The sequence below is a fragment of the Pseudomonas sp. NPDC087029 genome (assembly GCF_044745345.1).
Classification (GTDB): domain Bacteria; phylum Pseudomonadota; class Gammaproteobacteria; order Pseudomonadales; family Pseudomonadaceae; genus Aquipseudomonas; species Aquipseudomonas faucium.
In genome coordinates, this window is record NZ_JBIVAB010000004.1 from 241128 (window position 1) to 258332 (window position 17205).

Annotated in this window: 16 protein-coding genes and 1 pseudogene; 8 read left to right on the forward strand and 9 right to left on the reverse strand. The window is 64.8% G+C overall.

Going from position 1 to position 17205, the window contains the following annotated elements:
- Positions 1-11 precede the first annotated feature (11 nt).
- The gene (pyrE, locus tag ACIPG5_RS09415) at positions 12-653 is read left to right on the forward strand and encodes an orotate phosphoribosyltransferase (protein WP_016394033.1); all 642 of its coding nucleotides are present in this window, start codon (positions 12-14) and stop codon (positions 651-653) included.
- A gap of 148 nt (positions 654-801) precedes the next feature.
- Here the strand turns inward: pyrE and argB are convergent, their stop codons facing one another.
- The 4 genes and pseudogenes from argB to coaBC form a co-directional block, all read right to left on the reverse strand.
- Entirely contained in the window at positions 802-1707 is a 906-nt protein-coding gene (gene argB, locus ACIPG5_RS09420; protein WP_176511825.1) for an acetylglutamate kinase, read from the reverse strand.
- A gap of 30 nt (positions 1708-1737) precedes the next feature.
- A pseudogene (locus tag ACIPG5_RS09425) lies at positions 1738-3111 on the reverse strand (phosphomannomutase/phosphoglucomutase); the annotation flags it as partial.
- A gap of 135 nt (positions 3112-3246) precedes the next feature.
- Complete coding sequence (dut, locus tag ACIPG5_RS09430) at positions 3247-3702, reverse strand: dUTP diphosphatase (RefSeq protein ID WP_401374512.1); 456 nt, start codon at positions 3700-3702, stop codon at positions 3247-3249.
- 5 nt (positions 3703-3707) lie between these two features.
- Positions 3708-4919 (reverse strand): bifunctional phosphopantothenoylcysteine decarboxylase/phosphopantothenate--cysteine ligase CoaBC, encoded by a 1212-nt coding sequence (gene coaBC / locus ACIPG5_RS09435; protein ID WP_176511823.1) that lies wholly within the window; start codon positions 4917-4919, stop codon positions 3708-3710.
- Between the two features lie 128 nt (positions 4920-5047).
- Here coaBC and radC point away from each other — a divergent pair, with 128 nt between their 5' ends.
- Positions 5048-5728, forward strand: a complete 681-nt coding sequence (radC, locus tag ACIPG5_RS09440; protein WP_401374515.1) for a DNA repair protein RadC — start codon at positions 5048-5050, stop codon at positions 5726-5728.
- A gap of 130 nt (positions 5729-5858) precedes the next feature.
- Here the strand turns inward: radC and ACIPG5_RS09445 are convergent, their stop codons facing one another.
- Positions 5859-7448, reverse strand: coding sequence for an ABC transporter substrate-binding protein (locus ACIPG5_RS09445; RefSeq protein WP_176511338.1), 1590 nt, complete (start codon positions 7446-7448; stop codon positions 5859-5861).
- A gap of 360 nt (positions 7449-7808) precedes the next feature.
- Between ACIPG5_RS09445 and rpmB the strand changes: the two genes are divergently transcribed.
- A complete protein-coding gene (rpmB, locus tag ACIPG5_RS09450) occupies positions 7809-8045 on the forward strand; it encodes a 50S ribosomal protein L28 (protein WP_003253504.1) in 237 nt (78 codons plus the stop codon).
- 11 nt (positions 8046-8056) lie between these two features.
- Positions 8057-8212 (forward strand): 50S ribosomal protein L33, encoded by a 156-nt coding sequence (rpmG, locus tag ACIPG5_RS09455; protein ID WP_003253507.1) that lies wholly within the window; start codon positions 8057-8059, stop codon positions 8210-8212.
- A 116-nt stretch (positions 8213-8328) separates the two neighbouring features.
- Here rpmG and ACIPG5_RS09460 read toward each other — a convergent pair whose 3' ends face one another.
- Positions 8329-8688 carry a cupin domain-containing protein gene (locus ACIPG5_RS09460; protein ID WP_401374519.1) on the reverse strand — a complete coding sequence of 120 codons (360 nt, stop codon included), beginning with the start codon at positions 8686-8688 and terminating at the stop codon, positions 8329-8331.
- A gap of 196 nt (positions 8689-8884) precedes the next feature.
- On the opposite strand from ACIPG5_RS09460, the gene ACIPG5_RS09465 reads away from it, so the two are divergent.
- Positions 8885-10378 (forward strand): aldehyde dehydrogenase, encoded by a 1494-nt coding sequence (locus ACIPG5_RS09465; RefSeq protein WP_176511340.1) that lies wholly within the window; start codon positions 8885-8887, stop codon positions 10376-10378.
- Positions 10379-10563: 185 nt separating this feature from the next.
- Complete coding sequence (locus tag ACIPG5_RS09470) at positions 10564-11703, forward strand: MFS transporter (RefSeq protein WP_176511341.1); 1140 nt, start codon at positions 10564-10566, stop codon at positions 11701-11703.
- A 99-nt stretch (positions 11704-11802) separates the two neighbouring features.
- Here the strand turns inward: ACIPG5_RS09470 and ACIPG5_RS09475 are convergent, their stop codons facing one another.
- Positions 11803-13350 (reverse strand): phospholipase D family protein, encoded by a 1548-nt coding sequence (locus tag ACIPG5_RS09475; RefSeq protein WP_401374523.1) that lies wholly within the window; start codon positions 13348-13350, stop codon positions 11803-11805.
- A 60-nt stretch (positions 13351-13410) separates the two neighbouring features.
- Positions 13411-14841: a PLP-dependent aminotransferase family protein gene (locus ACIPG5_RS09480; protein WP_236236879.1), complete on the reverse strand. Its 1431-nt coding sequence runs from the start codon at positions 14839-14841 to the stop codon at positions 13411-13413.
- 178 nt (positions 14842-15019) lie between these two features.
- On the opposite strand from ACIPG5_RS09480, the gene ACIPG5_RS09485 reads away from it, so the two are divergent.
- Positions 15020-15250 (forward strand): DUF1127 domain-containing protein, encoded by a 231-nt coding sequence (locus ACIPG5_RS09485; protein ID WP_236236880.1) that lies wholly within the window; start codon positions 15020-15022, stop codon positions 15248-15250.
- Between the two features lie 112 nt (positions 15251-15362).
- Here the strand turns inward: ACIPG5_RS09485 and ACIPG5_RS09490 are convergent, their stop codons facing one another.
- Positions 15363-16655, reverse strand: coding sequence for an NAD(P)/FAD-dependent oxidoreductase (locus ACIPG5_RS09490; RefSeq protein ID WP_401374527.1), 1293 nt, complete (start codon positions 16653-16655; stop codon positions 15363-15365).
- A gap of 194 nt (positions 16656-16849) precedes the next feature.
- Between ACIPG5_RS09490 and ACIPG5_RS09495 the strand changes: the two genes are divergently transcribed.
- Positions 16850-17203 carry a YkgJ family cysteine cluster protein gene (locus ACIPG5_RS09495; protein WP_176511346.1) on the forward strand — a complete coding sequence of 118 codons (354 nt, stop codon included), beginning with the start codon at positions 16850-16852 and terminating at the stop codon, positions 17201-17203.
- Positions 17204-17205: the final 2 nt, after the last annotated feature.

A 17205-nucleotide genomic window follows, 5' to 3' on the forward strand; every position in this document is an offset into this window, starting at 1 on the left:
CGGGACTTTACATGCAGCCGTATCAGCGCGACTTCATCCGTTTTGCCATCGATCGCGGCGTGCTGCGCTTCGGTGAATTCACCCTGAAATCGGGGCGTACCAGCCCGTATTTCTTCAATGCCGGCCTGTTCAACACCGGTTCCGCCCTGGCGCAGCTGGGCCGTTGCTACGCGGCGGCCATCGTCGACAGCAAGATCCCGTTCGACGTGCTGTTCGGCCCGGCTTACAAGGGTATCCCCCTGGCGGCGACCACCGCCGTGGCCTTGGCTGACCAGCATCAGCTCGATGTGCCCTGGTGCTTCAACCGCAAAGAGGCCAAGGATCATGGCGAAGGCGGCAGCCTGGTTGGCGCGCCACTGGCCGGTGAGGTATTGATCATCGACGACGTGATCACTGCCGGTACCGCCATCCGCGAGGTCATGCAGATCATCAACGCCCAGCAGGCCAAGGCCGCCGGCGTGCTGATCGCGCTGAACCGCGAAGAGCGCGGCAATGGCGAGCTGTCGGCGATCCAGGAAGTGGAACGCGACTTCGGTATTCCGGTGGTCAGCATCGTTTCGCTGACCCAGGTGCTGGAATTCCTGGCCGATGACCCGCAGCTCAAGCAGCATCTGCCGGCTGTGGAGGCCTACCGGGCGCAGTACGGGATCTGATTCCGGCCTGGTAAACGAAAAAGGCGACCTTTGCGGGTCGCCTTTTTTGTTTGTGTTGCCTTTACCGGCCCTATCGCCGGCAAGCCGGCTCCCACAGGTACCGCACAGCGGGAGCCGGCTTGCCGGCGATAGGGGCAGTACAGCTGGATCAGCGCGGCTTGCGGTTGGTGATCAGGGTGCCCACGCCGCTGTCGGTGAAGATTTCCAGCAGCACGGCATTCGGCACGCGGCCGTCGATGATGTGCGAGCTGTTCACGCCACCCTGCACCGCTTCGAGCGCGCACTTGATCTTCGGCAGCATGCCGCCGTAGATGGTGCCGTCGGCGATCAGTTCATTGACCTGCTCGGTGGTCAGGCCGGTGAGCACCTGGCCCTGCTTGTCCATCAGGCCTGCGATGTTGGTCAGCAGCATCAGCTTCTCGGCTTTCAGCGCTTCGGCCACCTTGCCGGCCACCAGGTCGGCGTTGATGTTGTACGACTCACCGTTGGCGCCCACGCCAATCGGCGCGATCACCGGGATGAAGTCGCCCTTGACCAGCATGTTCAGCAGGTCGGTGTTGACGCTGACCACTTCGCCGACATGGCCGATGTCGATGATTTCCGGCTGGGTCATCTCCGGCGTCTGGCGGCTCACGGTGAGCTTGCGGGCGCGGATCAGCTCCGCGTCCTTGCCGGTCAGGCCGATGGCGCTGCCGCCGTGGCGGTTGATCAGGTTGACGATGTCCTTGTTGACCTGGCCGCCGAGAACCATCTCCACCACGTCCATGGTCGCCGCGTCAGTAACGCGCATGCCGTCGATGAAGTGGCTTTCGATCGACAGGCGCTTGAGCAGGTCGCCGATCTGCGGGCCGCCGCCGTGCACGACCACCGGGTTGATGCCCACGGCCTTCATCAGCACGATGTCACGGGCAAAGCCGGTCTTGAGCTCTTCGCTCTCCATCGCGTTGCCGCCGTACTTGATCACCAGGGTCTTGCCGACAAAGCGGCGGATGTAAGGCAGTGCTTCGGACAAAACCTCGGCTACATGGGAAGCGGCATCGCGATCGAGGGTCATGCAGGGCTCCTGTCAGGAACAGATAGTCGGTCAGAACGGCAGTTGCAGCTCAGGGGCAACCCGCAGCAACTGGGCGCGGAAAACATCCTTGATACGTTGCAACTCGGCGTCGCTTTCGGCCTCGAAGCGCAGCACCAGTACCGGCGTGGTGTTGGAGGCGCGAACCAGGCCCCAGCCGTGGGCATAGTCGACCCGCACACCGTCGATGGTGGTCAGGTTGGCTTCGCCCCAGTCAGCGTCGCGTTGCAGTGCATCAATGATGCTGAATTTACCCTCGTCGGTCACATCAATATTGATTTCCGGCGTGGAAATATCGTTCGGGAAAGCGGCAAACAGGCGCTCGGCGTCCTGCTCGGCCTTGCTCAGGATCTCCAGCAGGCGGGCGGCGCTGTAGATGCCGTCGTCGAAACCGTACCAGCGCTCCTTGATGAAGATGTGGCCGCTCATCTCGCCAGCCAGCAGCGAGCCGGTCTGCTTCATCTTCTTCTTGATCAACGAATGGCCGGTCTTCCACATCAGGGCGCGGCCACCGTGCTGTTCGATCAGCGGGGTCAGGCGGCGGGTGCATTTGACGTCGAAGATGATCTCGGCACCCGGATTGCGCGACAGCACGTCCTGGGCAAACAGCATCAGCAGGCGGTCGGGGTAGACGATGCTGCCGGTGTTGGTCACCACACCCACGCGGTCGCCGTCGCCATCGAAGGCCAGGCCGAGGTCGGCGCCGGTTTCCTTGACCTTGGCGATCAGGTCCTCGAGGTTTTCCGGCTTGCCCGGGTCCGGGTGGTGGTTGGGGAAGTTGCCATCCACCTCGCAGAACAGCGCAATCACCTCGCAGCCCAAGGCTTCGATCAGTTGCGGGGCGATAACGCCCGCCGCGCCGTTGCCGCAGTCCACCACGACCTTGAGCTTTTTCGCCAGCTTCACGTCGGCGACGATCTGCTGGTAGTAGCGCTCGAGGATCTCGACCTTCTGCACGCTGCCTTCGCCGCGCGTCAGGTCGTTGGTTTTCAGGCGGGTCAGCAGGGCCTGGATCTGCTCGTTGGCCAGGGTGTCGCCGGCGATGACGATCTTGAAGCCGTTGTAGTCCGACGGGTTGTGGCTGCCGGTGAGCATCACCCCGGACTTGCCGGCCAGCACGTTGGCGGCGAAGTACAGCGCCGGGGTCGGCACCAGGCCGACGTCGCTGACCTGGCAACCGGCGTCGGCCAGGCCCTTGATCAGTTGCTCGACCAGCATCGGGCCGGACAGGCGACCGTCACGGCCTACCGAGATCTGCGGCTCGCCCTGGGCGAGGGTCTGGGCGCCGATGGCGCGGCCGATCCAGTAGGCGGTTTCGGCGTGCAGGGTTTTGCCGACCACGCCGCGGATGTCATAGGCGCGGAAGATGCTGTCGGGCAATGCGGGGACCAGGTGGGCCATGTCGTTCATCTCTGGAAGCTCCATTAGTCAAAGGCTTTCTGGGCAGGCGCAAACTGAACGCTTGGACGGTGGTTTCGTCAGAGAGTTCGCCATCCTTGGCCTGAACGGTAGTCAGTCGGCTCAGTGGCTGCCGGAGTGGCCAAAGCCACCGGTGCCGCGCTGGCTCTCGTCGAACTGCTCGACGATTTCGAAGTGCGCTTGTACCACAGGTACCAGCACAAGCTGTGCGATGCGCTCGCCGACGGCGATGGTGAATGGCGTGTTGCCGCGGTTCCAGCACGACACCATCAGCTCGCCCTGGTAGTCCGAGTCGATCAGGCCGACCAGGTTGCCCAGCACGATGCCGTGCTTATGACCCAGGCCCGAGCGCGGCAGGATCATGGCTGCCAGGCCCGGGTCGCCGATGTAGATCGACAGGCCGGTGGGGATCAGCAGGGTCTGGCCGGGCTCGAGGACAGTGTCCTCCTTGAGCAGGGCGCGCAGGTCCAGGCCGGCGGAGCCGGGGGTGGCGTACTGCGGCAGGGGGAATTCGGTACCCAGGCGAGGGTCGAGGATCTTGGCTTGAAGAGCGTGCATGTAACTTATTGAACCTGATTGAGCCGTTCGGCGATGAAGGCGACCAGTTGCCGGGCGATCTTGCCCTTGCTGGTCTGCGCGAAGAGGGTCTGGTGCTGCTGGCGGTCGATCACGGTCAGGGCATTTTCCTCGCTGTTGAAGCCGATGCTGGGGTTGGCCACATCATTGGCGACGATCAGGTCGAGGTTCTTGTCCTTGAGCTTGCGCGTGGCGTAATCGAGCAAGTGTTCGGTCTCGGCGGCGAAGCCGACGCTGAACGGGCGGTCGTCACGGCCAGCGATGGTCGCAAGGATATCGGGATTACGCACCATCTGCAGCAGCATGCCGTCGCCGGTCGTAGGATCCTTCTTCAGCTTTTGCGTGGCGACGACTTCCGGGCGGTAGTCCGCGACCGCTGCCGAGGCGATGAACAGGTCGCATGGCATGGCCGCTTCGCAGGCCGCGAGCATGTCCCGTGCGCTGACCACGTCGATCCGCGTGACCCGGTCGGGGGTAGGCAGGTGCACCGGGCCGGTGACCAGGGTCACCCGAGCCCCGGCCTCGGCGGCCGCTTCGGCCAGGGCAAAGCCCATCTTCCCGGAACTATGATTGGTGATGTAGCGCACCGGGTCGATGTTTTCCTGGGTCGGGCCGGCGGTGATCAGCACGTGCTTGCCGGTCAGCGCCTGGCGCTGGAAGCTCTCGGCGGCGCACCAGGCCAGGTCGGTGGCCTCGAGCATGCGCCCCAGGCCCACGTCGCCACAGGCCTGGCTGCCGGAGGCCGGGCCGAACACCTGGATGCCGCGGCTCTTGAGCAGTTCGAGGTTGGCCTGGGTGGCCGGGTCGCGCCACATGGCCTGGTTCATGGCCGGGGCCACGGCCACGGTGGCGTCGGTGGCCAGCACCAGGGTGGTCAGCAGGTCGTCGGCCATGCCTTGGGCCATGCGCGCCATGAGGTCGGCGGTGGCGGGGGCGATGAGCACCAGGTCGGCCCACTTGGCCAGTTCGATATGGCCCATGGCCGCTTCGGCGGCAGGGTCGAGCAGATCCATGTGCACCGGGTGGCCGGACAGCGCCTGCAGGGTCAGCGGGGTGATGAACTCGGCACCCCCGCGGGTCATGACGACGCGCACTTGCGCGCCGTGCTCCAGGAGTCGGCGGATCAGCTCGGCGCTCTTGTAGGCGGCAATGCCGCCCCCTACGCCGAGAACGATGCGCTTGCGATACAGCCGCTGCATAGGCTTGCCTTTTTCCAGTGAGAGCGGGCGGCGACGAAAAAACTGCCTGCGGCAGAACGTCGCATGTACGAGGCGAAATAGATTAACACAGGGCCGAAACCTGCCGTAGTGGGGCCAAAGGAGCAAGGATGAATATCAGGGAATGGCCGGCGGATGAGCGGCCTCGGGAGAAGTTGCTGGTGCGCGGGGCGGCGGTGTTGTCGGATGCCGAACTGCTCGCCGTGCTGTTGGGGTCGGGCGTTGCCGGGCGAAACGTGCTGGACCTGGCGCGCGGGCTGCTGGTGCGCTTTGGCGGGCTCAGGCAGTTTCTTGAGGCCGATCGCCAAGCTCTTTTGCGCGAGCCGGGCCTGGGGCCGGTGAAGTGCGCTCAGCTGCAGGCGCTGCTGGAGATCGGCCGGCGCTATCTGGACGAAAGCATCGAGCGCACACCCGCCATGGAAAGCCCGGCGGCGGTGCGGCGTTACCTCAAGGCCATGTTGCGTCATGAGGCCAGCGAGGTGTTCGGCTGCTTGTTTCTGGACAGCAAGCACCGGCCGCTGGCGTTCGAAATTCTGTTCAGGGGCACCATCGACCGGGCCAGCATCTACCCGCGCGAAGTGGTGCGCCGTGCGCTGATGCATAACGCTGCGGCGTTGATCCTGTGCCACAACCACCCTTCGGGTAACAGCGAGCCGAGCCAGGATGACGTGCACATGACGCTGTCGTTGAAGCGGGGGCTGGGGTTGATCGATGTGCGGGTGTTGGACCACATCATCATCGGGGATGGCGAGCCGCTGTCGATGGTCGAGCAGGGGTGGATGGTGCCTTGAATGTGCTGTCAGTACTGGCCCAATCGCCGGCAAGCCGGCTCCCACAAGGGCTGCGCAGGGTTCGAGGCCTGTGGGGTTTTCTGTGGGAGCCGGCTTGCCGGCGATTGGGCCAGTTCTGCAATGCCTGAATTCAGCGACTCACCGAAACCTTGCTGAAGTCCAACCGCCCGAACGGGCTCACCTGATACCCCTCGACCCCCTGGCGCAGCAAGGTTGCCGCCGTCGGGTGCGCCAGCGGCACCCACAGCGCCTGCTGCTGGATCAACGTCTGCGCCTGCTGGTACAGCCGGCTGCGCACGCTCTGGTCGTTGGTGGTGCGCCCGGCACTGATCAGCTGGTCCAGACGGCTGTCGCAGAAACGCGCGAAGTTGGTCCCCGACTTGACTGCCGCGCAGGAAAACTGCGGGCTGAGGAAGTTGTCCGGGTCGCCGTTGTCACCGGCCCAGCCCATGAACAGCAGGTCATGCTCGCCCGCCTTGGCGCGGCGGATCAGCTCGCCCCACTCGACCACGCGGATCTCGGCCTTGATGCCGATCTTGCCCAGGTCAGCCTGCAGCATTTGCGCGCCCAGGCTCGGGTTGGGGTTGAGCAGGCTGCCCTGGGGGCGGGTCCAGATCGTGGTGCTGAAACCGTCCGCCAGGCCAGCCTTGGCCAGCAGCGCTTTGGCCTTGTTCAGGTCCAGCGGGTAGCCGGGCAGGTCCTTGGCGTAGCTCCAGGTGTTGGGTGGGTAGGGGCCATTGGCGGCGGTGGCGGTGTCTTCGAACACGGCCTTGAGGTAGGCCTGCTTGTCGAAGGCCAGGTTGATGGCCTGGCGCACTTCAGGCTTGTCCAGCGGAGGGTGTTCGCTGTTGATGGCCACGAATGCGGTCATGAAGGCCGGGGTGCTGGCGATCTTGAGGTTGCCGTCCTTGCCGGCTTCGGCGATGTCCAGCGGCTTGGGCGACAGGGCCACCTGGCATTCGCCGCGCTTGAGCTTCTGCAGGCGCACGTTGGCGTCGGGGGTGATGGCGAAGATCAGCGGGTCGACCGCAGGCTTGCCGTCGAAGTAGTCGGGGTTGGCGCGATAGCGCACCACGGCGTCCTTCTGGAAGCGCTGGAAGACGAACGGGCCGGTGCCGACCGGCTGGCTGTTGAGCTTCTCCGGGGTGCCGGCCTTGAGCAGGTTGTCGGCGTACTCGGCGGAATAGATCGAAGCGAAGCCCATGCTCAGGGTGGCCAGGAAGGTGGCGTCGGCGTGGCTCAGGGTGAAGCGCACGGTGTTGGGCTCGGGCGCCTCGATCGACTTGATCAGGCTGCCCAGCTGCAGCGACTGCGCGTGCGGGTAGCCGCCCGGCGCCGTCTTGTGCCAGGCGTGGGCGGGGTAGAGCATGCGCTGGAAGCTGAACAGCACGTCATCGGCATTCAGTTCGCGGCTCGGCTTGAAATAGGGCGTGGTGTGGAACTTGACCCCCTCGCGCAACGTGAAGTCGTAGACCAGGCCGTCGGCCGACACCTTCCAGTGCTGTGCCAGGCTCGGCACCACCTTGCCCTGGGCTGCGTCGAATTCCACCAGGCGGTTCATCAGCACGTCGGCCGAGGCATTGGTGGTGGTCAGCGAGTTGTACTGCACCACATCGAAGCCTTCCGGGCTGGCTTCGCTGCAGACACTCAGCGGTGCAGCCTGGGCGAGGCCGGCGGCGAACAGGGAGGTGAACAATAAGGAAAGGGCGGCGGCACGCATCGTGACTCCTTGGCTGTCAGTGGCCCATCTGCCAGTGCAGTCTGGAAACGTCCTACCCTAGTGTGCGCTTGAGGAAATGACCACCCTCTTTTTCAGTGCGCCGGCGACGAGCGGTCGACAGCGCGCCGGGCTAGTCGCTATGCTGCTCGCGCGTCATTTGCAGCAAGCAGATGCTCATATTCTGTTGTTGTGGCGTAGTCTTTCTGGTATAAAGCAGCGCTCTTTTCTAGGGGCTCGGCCTGTCGCATCAGCGGATCCGGTCGATAAGACCTCCAGAATCACGGCGCCTGGCGCCAAAGACTGAGAGATTAAGCGGCCAACCCATGCCGGGTTGGGCATGTGGTTTTAGAGGGCTGAGTCATGTCGAGAGTCTGTCAAGTTACTGGTAAGGGTCCAGTAACCGGGAACAACATTTCCCACGCAAACAACAAAACCCGTCGTCGTTTCCTGCCAAACCTGCAGCACCACCGTTTCTGGGTTGAATCCGAGAAGCGTTTCGTGCGTCTGCGCGTATCCGCCAAAGGCATGCGTATCATCGACAAGCGCGGCATTGACGCCGTTCTGGTTGACATCCGTAAAGCTGGCGCCAAGGTTTAAGGGAGAGCATCATGCGTGAATTGATCCGTCTGGTTTCGAGTGCCGGTACCGGCCACTTCTACACCACCGACAAGAACAAGCGCACCACTCCGGACAAAATCGAGATCAAGAAATATGATCCGGTTGTTCGCAAGCACGTGGTGTACAAGGAAGCCAAGATCAAGTAATTGATCCCGGCGACCAGAAAAAACCCGCATCCGTAAGGACGCGGGTTTTTTTTGCCCGTCAGGGCCCGATCGCCGCCAAGCCAGCTCCCACAGGTGCAGGAGCAGGCTTGCGCTGATTATTTCTGCTCGAACATCACATAGATCTTGCGGCAAGGCTCCAGCACTTCCCAGGTGCCCTTGAAGCCCGCCGGGATGACGAAGCGGTCACCGGCGCGCAGGGTTTTCGCACCACCTTGCTGGTCGCGCAGCACCGAAACACCCTGCACGATCTCGCAGTACTCGTGTTCGGTGTAGTTCACCGTCCACTGGCCGATCTCACCTTCCCACACGCCTGCAGCGAACTGGCCGCACGGGCTGGAATAGTGGTTGTAGACCGCCTGGTCCGGCTCGCCCTTGAGGATTTTTTCCGCCGCTGGGCGGTAGCGTTCGGCTTCGGTGAGGACCTGGGCGAAGTCGATGATGTTGGCGATTTCCATGGTGCGGCTCCTGTTGTTGTTTAATAAAATGAACATCAGTAGGCTTTTGAGCCTTTCGTGTCAAATATATTGATAGTTTACCCCGCCTGGTTTAGGGTATCGCTTGCCGGTGTGCGCGTGTTGCCCGGCCCGAATTCTGACAACGCCTGTGAGTCCTCAATGCGGCGTTGCACCTAAACAAGAGGAGGAGTTTCGTATGACCACCCTGACTCGTGCAGACTGGGAACAACGTGCCCAGCAATTGAAGATCGAAGGGCGTGCCTTCATCAACGGCGAATACACCGACGCCGCATCCGGTGAAACCTTCGATTGCCTGAGCCCGGTCGACGGACGCTTCCTGGCCAAGGTCGCCAGCTGCGACCTGGCCGACGCCAACCGCGCCGTGGAAAACGCCCGCGCCACCTTCGATTCCGGCGTCTGGTCGCAACTGGCCCCGGCCAAGCGCAAAGCCAAGCTGATTCGCTTCGCCGACCTGCTGCGCAAGAACGTCGAAGAGCTGGCCCTGCTGGAAACCCTGGACATGGGCAAGCCGATCGGCGACTCGTCGAGCATCGACGTGCCGGGCGCGGCGCAAGCCATTCACTGGACCGCCGAAGCCATCGACAAGGTCTACGACGAAGTCGCGCCAACCCCGCACGACCAGCTCGGCCTGGTGACCCGCGAAGCAGTGGGAGTGGTCGGTGCCATCGTACCGTGGAACTTCCCGCTGCTGATGGCCTGCTGGAAACTCGGCCCGGCGCTGGCCACCGGTAACTCGATCGTGCTCAAGCCGTCCGAGAAATCCCCGCTGACCGCCATCCGCATCGCCCAGCTGGCGATCGAAGCCGGTATCCCGGCTGGCGTGCTCAACGTGCTGCCAGGCTACGGCCATACCGTGGGCAAGGCCCTGGCCCTGCACATGGACGTCGACACCCTGGTGTTCACCGGCTCCACCAAGATCGCCAAGCAACTGATGATCTACGCGGGTGAGTCGAACATGAAGCGCATCTGGCTGGAAGCCGGCGGCAAGAGCCCGAACATCGTCTTCGCCGACGCACCGGACCTGCAAGCTGCTGCCGAAGCCGCCGCCAGCGCCATCGCCTTCAACCAGGGCGAGGTCTGCACCGCAGGTTCGCGCCTGCTGGTCGAGCGTTCGATCAAGGACAAGTTCCTGCCGATGGTGATCGAGGCCCTCAAGGGCTGGAAGCCAGGCAACCCGCTGGACCCGCAGACCACCGTGGGCGCGCTGGTCGACACCCAGCAGATGAACACCGTGCTGTCGTACATCGACGCCGGCCACCAGGACGGCGCCAAACTGGTTGCCGGTGGCAAGCGCACCCTGGAAGAAACCGGCGGCACCTACGTCGAGCCGACCATCTTCGACGGCGTGACCAACGCCATGAAGATCGCCCAGGAAGAAATCTTCGGCCCAGTGCTGTCGGTGATCGCCTTCGACACCGCCGAAGAAGCCATCGCCATTGCCAACGACACGCCATACGGCCTGGCCGCTGGCATCTGGACCTCGGACATTTCCAAGGCCCACAAGACCGCCCGTGCCGTGCGCGCTGGCAGCGTCTGGGTCAACCAGTACGACGGCGGCGACATGACCGCTCCGTTCGGCGGCTTCAAGCAGTCGGGCAACGGCCGTGACAAGTCGCTGCATGCACTGGAGAAGTACACCGAGCTGAAGGCGACCTGGATCAAGCTGTAATCCAAAGGGGCCGCCCTGCGGCCCAATCGCTGGCAAGCCAGCTCCCACAAGGATTTCGCTGAACCTTCGTGGGAGCCGGCTTGCCGGCGATGGGCTGCAAAGCAGCCCCAACATTAGCCGGGGCGGTTCATGCCGCCCCGGCTTCGTCGTTTCTGCTGTTCAAGAATTCTGCCTGGGAGGCTGCAATGCGCTGGGGTACCTACTTCGCCGTACTGGCATCGGTGCTGAGTGTCGGGCTCGCGCTCGGCGTGAGCATGCCGCTGGTGTCCCTGCGCCTGGAGGCCTGGGGCTACGGCAGCTTCGCCATCGGCGTGATGGCTGCGATGCCGGCGCTGGGCGTGCTGGTGGGGGCCAGCCTTGCCAGCCACCTGGCCGGCTGGGTCGGTGTGCCGTCGGCCATGCGCCTGTGCCTGTGGGGCGGTGCCTTGTCGATCGGCCTGCTGGCGTTGCTGCCCAGCTACCCCTTGTGGCTGGCGCTGCGCTTGCTGATCGGCATGTCGCTGACCGTGGTGTTCATCCTCGGCGAAAGCTGGATCAACCAACTGGTGGTCGAGCAATGGCGTGGCCGCCTGGTGGCGCTGTATGGCAGCAGCTATGCGCTGAGCCAGCTGGCTGGGCCGCTGGTGCTGGGCTTTTTGGGGTCTGACGACGATTTCGGCTTCTGGGCCGCGACCGGCCTGCTGCTGTGTGCGCCCCTGCTGCTGTTGGGCCGGGGTGGCGCGCCCAGCACCGAGGCCTGCAGCGTGACCTTCGGCGACCTGTTCGGCTTCTGCCGACGCCTGCCGGTGATCGCCTGGGCAATCGCCTTGTTCGCGTCCTTCGAGGCGATGATTCTGACCTTGCTGCCGGTGTATTGCCTGCAGCAAGGCTTCACCACCGAAATCGCCCTGTTCATGGTCAGTACCGTGGTGGTGGGTGACGCGGTGCTGCAACTGCCCATCGGCGCGCTGGCCGATCACATGTCGCGGCGCAGCTTGTTCACCGGTTGTGCGGTGACCTTGCTGGTCTCCAGCCTGGCGATTCCGCTGCTGCTGCACACGCCGGTGATCTGGCCGTTGTGGGTGCTGTTCGGGGCCAGTGCCGGCGGCCTGTTCACCTTGTCGCTGGTGCTGATCGGCGAGCGCTACCGGGATGATGCGCTGGTGCGGGCCAACGCCCACGTGGCGCAGCTGTGGGGCATTGGCTGCCTGCTCGGGCCGTTGCTGGCCGGTGCCGGGAGCCAGTGGGTCAGTGGCCATGCGCTGCTGTGGCTGATGGCGGCGGGCGCGGCGGGGCTGGTGTTGCTGACCCGCCGGCAAGGCGCTTTCGAGCCGGCTTCGGCCTGACGCCATTTGGGGCTGCTGCGCAGCCCATCGCCGGCAAGCCGGCTCCCACAAATAAAGATAGGAGCACCTACAGCCCTGTGGGTGCCGGCTTGCCAGCGGCTACAGCATCTTCTCCAGGCCAACCGCCTTGCTGATCCAGGCATTGAAGCGCCGCCAGAGCCCGCCCGGCTCCGATGTCAGCAGGTGGTGTTGGCCATTGTCCTCGGTCGCCCACACCAGCTTGTCATTCACCAACTTGACCTGATAACTCAGCGCCGGCGCCATGCCCTGCATGGCCAGCTCGCGGGTGTACTCGGCGAGCTCCGGGCTGTCCACCAGCACCCCCACTTCGGTGTTCCACAGCACCGACCTGGGGTCGAAATTGAACGAGCCGATGAAGGTCTTGCGCCGGTCGAAGACGATCGCCTTGCTGTGCAGGCTGGAATCCGAGCTGCCATGGAAATTCAGGCGCCCGGCGCTGGGGTCGCCCGGTTGGCGACGCAGCTCGAACAGCTGCACGCCGTGTTCCAACAGTGCCCGCCGGTAAGGTGCATAGCCACCATGCACGGCAGGTACGTCGGTGGCTTCCAGCGAGTTGGTCAACAGCTTCACCGAGGTGCCGGCGTCGGCGCGGCCGGTGAGGTACAGCAGCCCCGTCTCGCCCGGCACGAAGTAGGCCGATACCAGGATCAGCTCGTTGTGCACCGCCGCCAGGTCCGGCGCCAGTTGCTGGCTCATCAGCAACTGCGGGTCGGGCTCGTCGTCTGCCAGGACCTTGCTCGGTGCATCCCACAAGGCCTGGCTGTGGGCCCAGATCAGCTCGTTGCGCCAGACATCCAGGCGCGGCTGCGATTGATAGGCCATCAGCCGGTCATACAGCGCCTTGCGCCGCACCCGTGCCTCGGCCAGCGACACTTCCAGGCGCTGGCGGCTGGCCCGCAGGTCGTCAGCGTCTGGCTGGCGCCAGAGGAAGTCGCCGATCGGCCGGCTCAGGGCGCTGTTCCAGTACTGGTCGAAACCGTGGCCAAGCTGCTCGGCCACCGGGCCCACGCCCAGCAGGTCGATGTCGGTGAAATTGAGGTTGGGCTCGGCGTCGAAATACTCGTCGCCCAGGTTGCGCCCGCCGACGATGGCCATGCTGTTGTCGACCAGGAACAGCTTGTTGTGCATGCGCCGGTGCTGGCGCGAGAGGTTGAACAGGCGCCCCACGGCCCGCGTGGCACCTGTGCTGCGCCCCAGGTGCAGGGGGTTGAAGACGCGGATCTGGATGTTCGGGTGGGCGTCCAGGGTGCCCATGATGGTGTCCAGGCCATCGCTGGTGGTGTCGTCGAGCAGGATGCGCACGCGCACCCCGCGGTCGGCGGCGCGCAGCAGTTCGTGGACCAGCGCCCGGGTGCTCAGGCCGTCGTGGACGATGTAGTACTGCAAATCGATGCTCGCCTGGGCATGGCGGATCAGCTCGGCGCGCGCGCGGAACGCCTCGTTGCTGTTGGGCAGCAGGCGAAAGCCCGAGCGCCCGGCATAAGGCGCGGCTTGGCGCAGCACCGAGCGGCCGAAGGCCGAATCGCTGGCCGGCAAGGCCTGGCTGGTGTCCCGAGGCAGGTCGACGCTGGCGCAGCCGGCGAGGGCGAGCAGCATCAGCAGAGGCAGGGCTCGCTGGAGTATCAAGGGTGGATCGTCCTGTACAGCAAAGGCCTAAGGGGTTGGACCGTGGCGGGCGGCGCAAAGTTACGCCGGGTTACGCGCTTGATCCAGTAGACGAAGGGCGGTTTCACCCACCTTGCGCACGGCGGCTTCGATTTGCGCGCTCGGCCGCGCGGCGAAGTTCATGCGCAGGCAGTGGCGAAACTTGCCCGAGGCCGAAAAGATGCTGCCAACCGCAATCTGCACGCCCTGCTCCAGTAAAGCCCGGTTCAGCCGAAGCGTGTCGAAATCTTCGGGCAATTCCACCCACAGCATGAAACCGCCCTGGGGCCGGCTGACGCGGGTGCCGGGCGGGAAGTAGCGGGTCACCCAGTCGCTCATCAGGTCGCGGCCCCGCTGGTACTGGCTGCGCATGCGCCGCACGTGGGGCTGGTAGTGGCCGCCGGCGATGAAGTCGGCGATCGCCAGTTGCGGCTGGCAGGCGGTGCTGCCGGTGCTGATGTACTTCATGTGCAGCACCCGCTCCAGGTAGCGGCCAGGCGCTACCCAGCCGATGCGCAGGCCGGGGGCGAGGGTCTTGGAGAACGAGCTGCACAGCAGCACCCGGCCGTCTTCGTCGAACGACTTGAGGGTGCGCGGGCGCGGGTAGGTGTAGGCCAGGTCGCCATACACATCGTCTTCCAGGATCGCCACGTCATAGCGCTGGGCCAGGCTCAGCAGGGCCTTCTTGCGGGCCTCGGGCATGATGTAGCCGAGTGGGTTGTTGCAGCTCGGGGTGACCTGGATGAGCTTGATCGGCCACTGCTCCAGCGCCAGTTCCAAAGCCTCCAGGCTGATGCCGGTGAGCGGGTCGGTGGGGATTTCCAGGGCCTTCATGCCCAGGCCCTTGAGGGTCTGCATGGCGCCGTGGAAGCTGGGCGAATCCACCGCAACGATGTCACCCGGCTGGCAGACCGCGCGGATGCTGCACGACAGCGCCTCGTGACAGCCGGTGGTCACCACCAGGTCGTTCGGGCCCAGGCGGCAGCCGGAGTCGAGCATCAGGCGGGCGACTTGCTCGCGCAGGGCCAGGTTGCCGTGGATGTTGTCGTAGTACAGCCCCGGCATGTCCTGGCGGCGGCTCAGCTGGGCAAGGCTGCGCAGCAGGGGCTTGAGGGTCGGGCTGTCGACATCGGGCATGCCGCGGCCGAGCTGTATCACATCCTGGCGCGGGGTGCTGCGTACCAGCTCCAGCACCTGTTCCCACTGGGAAATGTCCACCGGGCGCTGGGCCGGCCGGCTGACGGCGGGCAGGGCAGGGAGCTGGCGGTGGTCGCTGACGAAGTAGCCGGACTTGGGGCGCGGCGACACCATGCCGCTGTCCTCGAGCATGCGGTAGGCCTGCTGCACGGTACTCAGGCTGACCCCGTGCTCCACGCTCAATGCCCGCACCGAAGGCAGGCGCTGGCCGGGGCGGTAGAGGCCCTGTTCGATGCGTGCGCCGAGCAGCTCGGCGAGGTTCAGGTAGAGGGTCACGGCATACTCCGCGGCAAGTTGTAGGAAACGACCAGTACAGTTGCGCAGAAATTACAGCATTCAGCTGATTATTCGCCAATTCTGTATGGGAATAATAAGCCGCGTTTGGATCTGTATTGCCAAGGTTGCCTGCGGGCATGCTTAGCCCACGGTATCAACTGAGTGGGAGGATGCAGCAATGGCTGGCATGAGCGATGTGCGCGTGCAACTGATGGCCCGGGAATTGGAGGATGAGCAGCGGACCAAGGTCTTCAATGCGCCGGCAGGCCTGGGCCGTTGGGGCTTGATGCTGCATCGCTGGCACACCCGCCGGGCCTTGCTGGAGCTGGACGACGAGCAGCTGCGCGATATTGGCCTGAGCTGGGAGCAGGCCCGGGAAGAAGGGCGCAAACCCTTCTGGAAGCCTTGACCTGTAGGAGCGGCCTTGTGTCGCGAAAGGGCTGCAAAGCAGCCCCAGTCCTGAGCAGCGCTACAGCAATCGAGGGGCCGCTGCGCAGCCCTTTCGCGACACAAGGCCGCTCCTACATCAGCTCCTTCAGCCGATGCCAGAGCATCCCCAGCGCCAGCAGCGGCGAACGCAGGTGCTTGCCGCCAGGGAAGGTCATGTGCGGCACCTTGGCAAACACGTCGAAGCGCCCGCTCTGCTGGCCGCTGATCGCCTCGCCCAGCAGACGAGCGGCCAGGTGGGTGGCGTTGAGCCCGTGGCCCGAGTAGGCCTGGGCGTAATACACGTTCGGCTGGCTGGCCAGGCGGCCCACCTGCGGCAGGCGGTTGGCGCCGATGCCGATCATGCCACCCCATTGGTAGTCGATGCGCACGTCGGCCAGCTGCGGGAACACCTTGAGCATCTTCGGCCGCATGTAGGCGGCGATGTCCCGCGGGTCGCGGCCGGAATAGTGGCAGGCACCGCCGAACAGCAGGCGGTGGTCGGCGGACAGGCGATAGTAGTCCAGCGCCACGCGCTGGTCGCACACCGCCATGTTCTGCGGCAGCAACTGGCGGGCGCGTTCCTCGCCGAGCGGCTCGGTGGCGATGATGTAGCTGCCGGCGGGCAGCACCTTGCCGCCCAGCTCGCGGTTGAGGTCGTTGTGGTAGGCGTTGCAGCACAGCACCAGGGTCTTGGCGCGCACCAGGCCCTGGGCGGTGTGCACCTTTACCTGCGGGCCATAGTCGATGCGGGTGACTTCGGATTGCTCAAATAGCCGTGCGCCAAGCCGGCTGGCAACGGCCGCTTCGCCAAGCGCCAGGTTCAGGGGGTGCAGGTGCCCGGAGCCCATGTCGATCAGGCCGCCGACATAGCGCTCGGAGCCGACCACGCTGTGGATATCGCCCGGTTGCACCAGCCGCAGTTCGTGGCGATAGCCCAGGCTGCGCAGTTCCTCGGCATCTTCGGCAAAGCCTTGCAGCTCGCCGGGCTTGTTGGCGAGGTCGCAATAGCCCCAGGTCAGGTCGCAGGCAATGGCGTGGCGCTCGACCCGCTCGCGGACGATTTCCACCGCTTCCAGGCCCATCAGCTTCAGGCTGCGCACGCCTTCCTCACCCAGCACCGGCAGAAATTGCTCCAGGCCATGGCCGACACCGCGAATCAGCTGCCCGCCGTTGCGCCCGCTGGCGCCCCAGCCGAGTTTGCGAGCTTCCAGCAGGATGACCGAAAGGCCGCGCTCGGCCAGTTCGATGGCGGTGTTCAGCCCCGAATAGCCACCGCCGACGATGCACACGTCGGCGCTGTGTTCACCCTGCAGGTAGGCATGATCGGGGTGTGGCGCGCTGCTGGCGGCGTAGTAGGAGGCGGCGTGCTGCGCGCTGTGGATCATGGGGCGGGTCCTGGGCATTTAGACGGAAGGGGAGGATAAGCCGGGGTTTTGTGGTGGGGCAACAGGCCTCATCGCTGGCAAGCCAGCTCCCATAGGACCATCACCTTCTCTGAGACCAGCGGGCTACTTGTGGGAGCCGGCTTGCCGGCGATTGGCCCTATAATTCACCCTCACCCTTCAATCTGTACCCCGCCATGTCCTGCAACCGCCACAAGATCCAGTTCCTGCGCGAACTCATCCCTTCATTCGAGTGCGAGCCCGGCTGCCATGACTGCTGCGGCCCGGTCACCACCTCGACGGAAGAAATGGCCCGCCTGCCGCGCAAGACCCAAGCCGAGCAGGACGCCGCGCTGGAGCGCCTGGATTGCGTGCACCTGGGCCCCAACGGCTGCACGGTCTATGAGGAGCGGCCGATGATCTGCCGCCTGTTCGGCACCACGCCGAGCATGGCCTGCCCCCGTGGCCGCGGCCCTGAACAGATGCTCGAGCCACAGGCCGAGCTGATCGTCCACCGGTTCATCGCCAGCACCCGCCAGGTGCTGGTCTAGGG

Excerpts from the sequence above, each read along its gene's own strand:
- pyrE (WP_016394033.1), top strand. The coding sequence starts at position 12 with ATGCAGCCGTATCAGCGCGACTTCATCCGTTTTGCCATCGATCGCGGC.
- ACIPG5_RS09490 (WP_401374527.1), bottom strand. The coding sequence starts at position 16,655 with ATGATCCACAGCGCGCAGCACGCCGCCTCCTACTACGCCGCCAGCAGC.
- argB (WP_176511825.1), bottom strand. The coding sequence starts at position 1,707 with ATGACCCTCGATCGCGATGCCGCTTCCCATGTAGCCGAGGTTTTGTCC.
- ACIPG5_RS09470 (WP_176511341.1), top strand. The coding sequence starts at position 10,564 with ATGCGCTGGGGTACCTACTTCGCCGTACTGGCATCGGTGCTGAGTGTC.
- ACIPG5_RS09460 (WP_401374519.1), bottom strand. The coding sequence starts at position 8,688 with ATGGAAATCGCCAACATCATCGACTTCGCCCAGGTCCTCACCGAAGCC.
- radC (WP_401374515.1), top strand. The coding sequence starts at position 5,048 with ATGAATATCAGGGAATGGCCGGCGGATGAGCGGCCTCGGGAGAAGTTG.
- rpmG (WP_003253507.1), top strand. The coding sequence starts at position 8,057 with ATGCGTGAATTGATCCGTCTGGTTTCGAGTGCCGGTACCGGCCACTTC.
- coaBC (WP_176511823.1), bottom strand. The coding sequence starts at position 4,919 with ATGCAGCGGCTGTATCGCAAGCGCATCGTTCTCGGCGTAGGGGGCGGC.
- dut (WP_401374512.1), bottom strand. The coding sequence starts at position 3,702 with ATGCACGCTCTTCAAGCCAAGATCCTCGACCCTCGCCTGGGTACCGAA.
- ACIPG5_RS09445 (WP_176511338.1), bottom strand. The coding sequence starts at position 7,448 with ATGCGTGCCGCCGCCCTTTCCTTATTGTTCACCTCCCTGTTCGCCGCC.
- ACIPG5_RS09485 (WP_236236880.1), top strand. The coding sequence starts at position 15,020 with ATGGCTGGCATGAGCGATGTGCGCGTGCAACTGATGGCCCGGGAATTG.
- rpmB (WP_003253504.1), top strand. The coding sequence starts at position 7,809 with ATGTCGAGAGTCTGTCAAGTTACTGGTAAGGGTCCAGTAACCGGGAAC.
- ACIPG5_RS09495 (WP_176511346.1), top strand. The coding sequence starts at position 16,850 with ATGTCCTGCAACCGCCACAAGATCCAGTTCCTGCGCGAACTCATCCCT.
- ACIPG5_RS09465 (WP_176511340.1), top strand. The coding sequence starts at position 8,885 with ATGACCACCCTGACTCGTGCAGACTGGGAACAACGTGCCCAGCAATTG.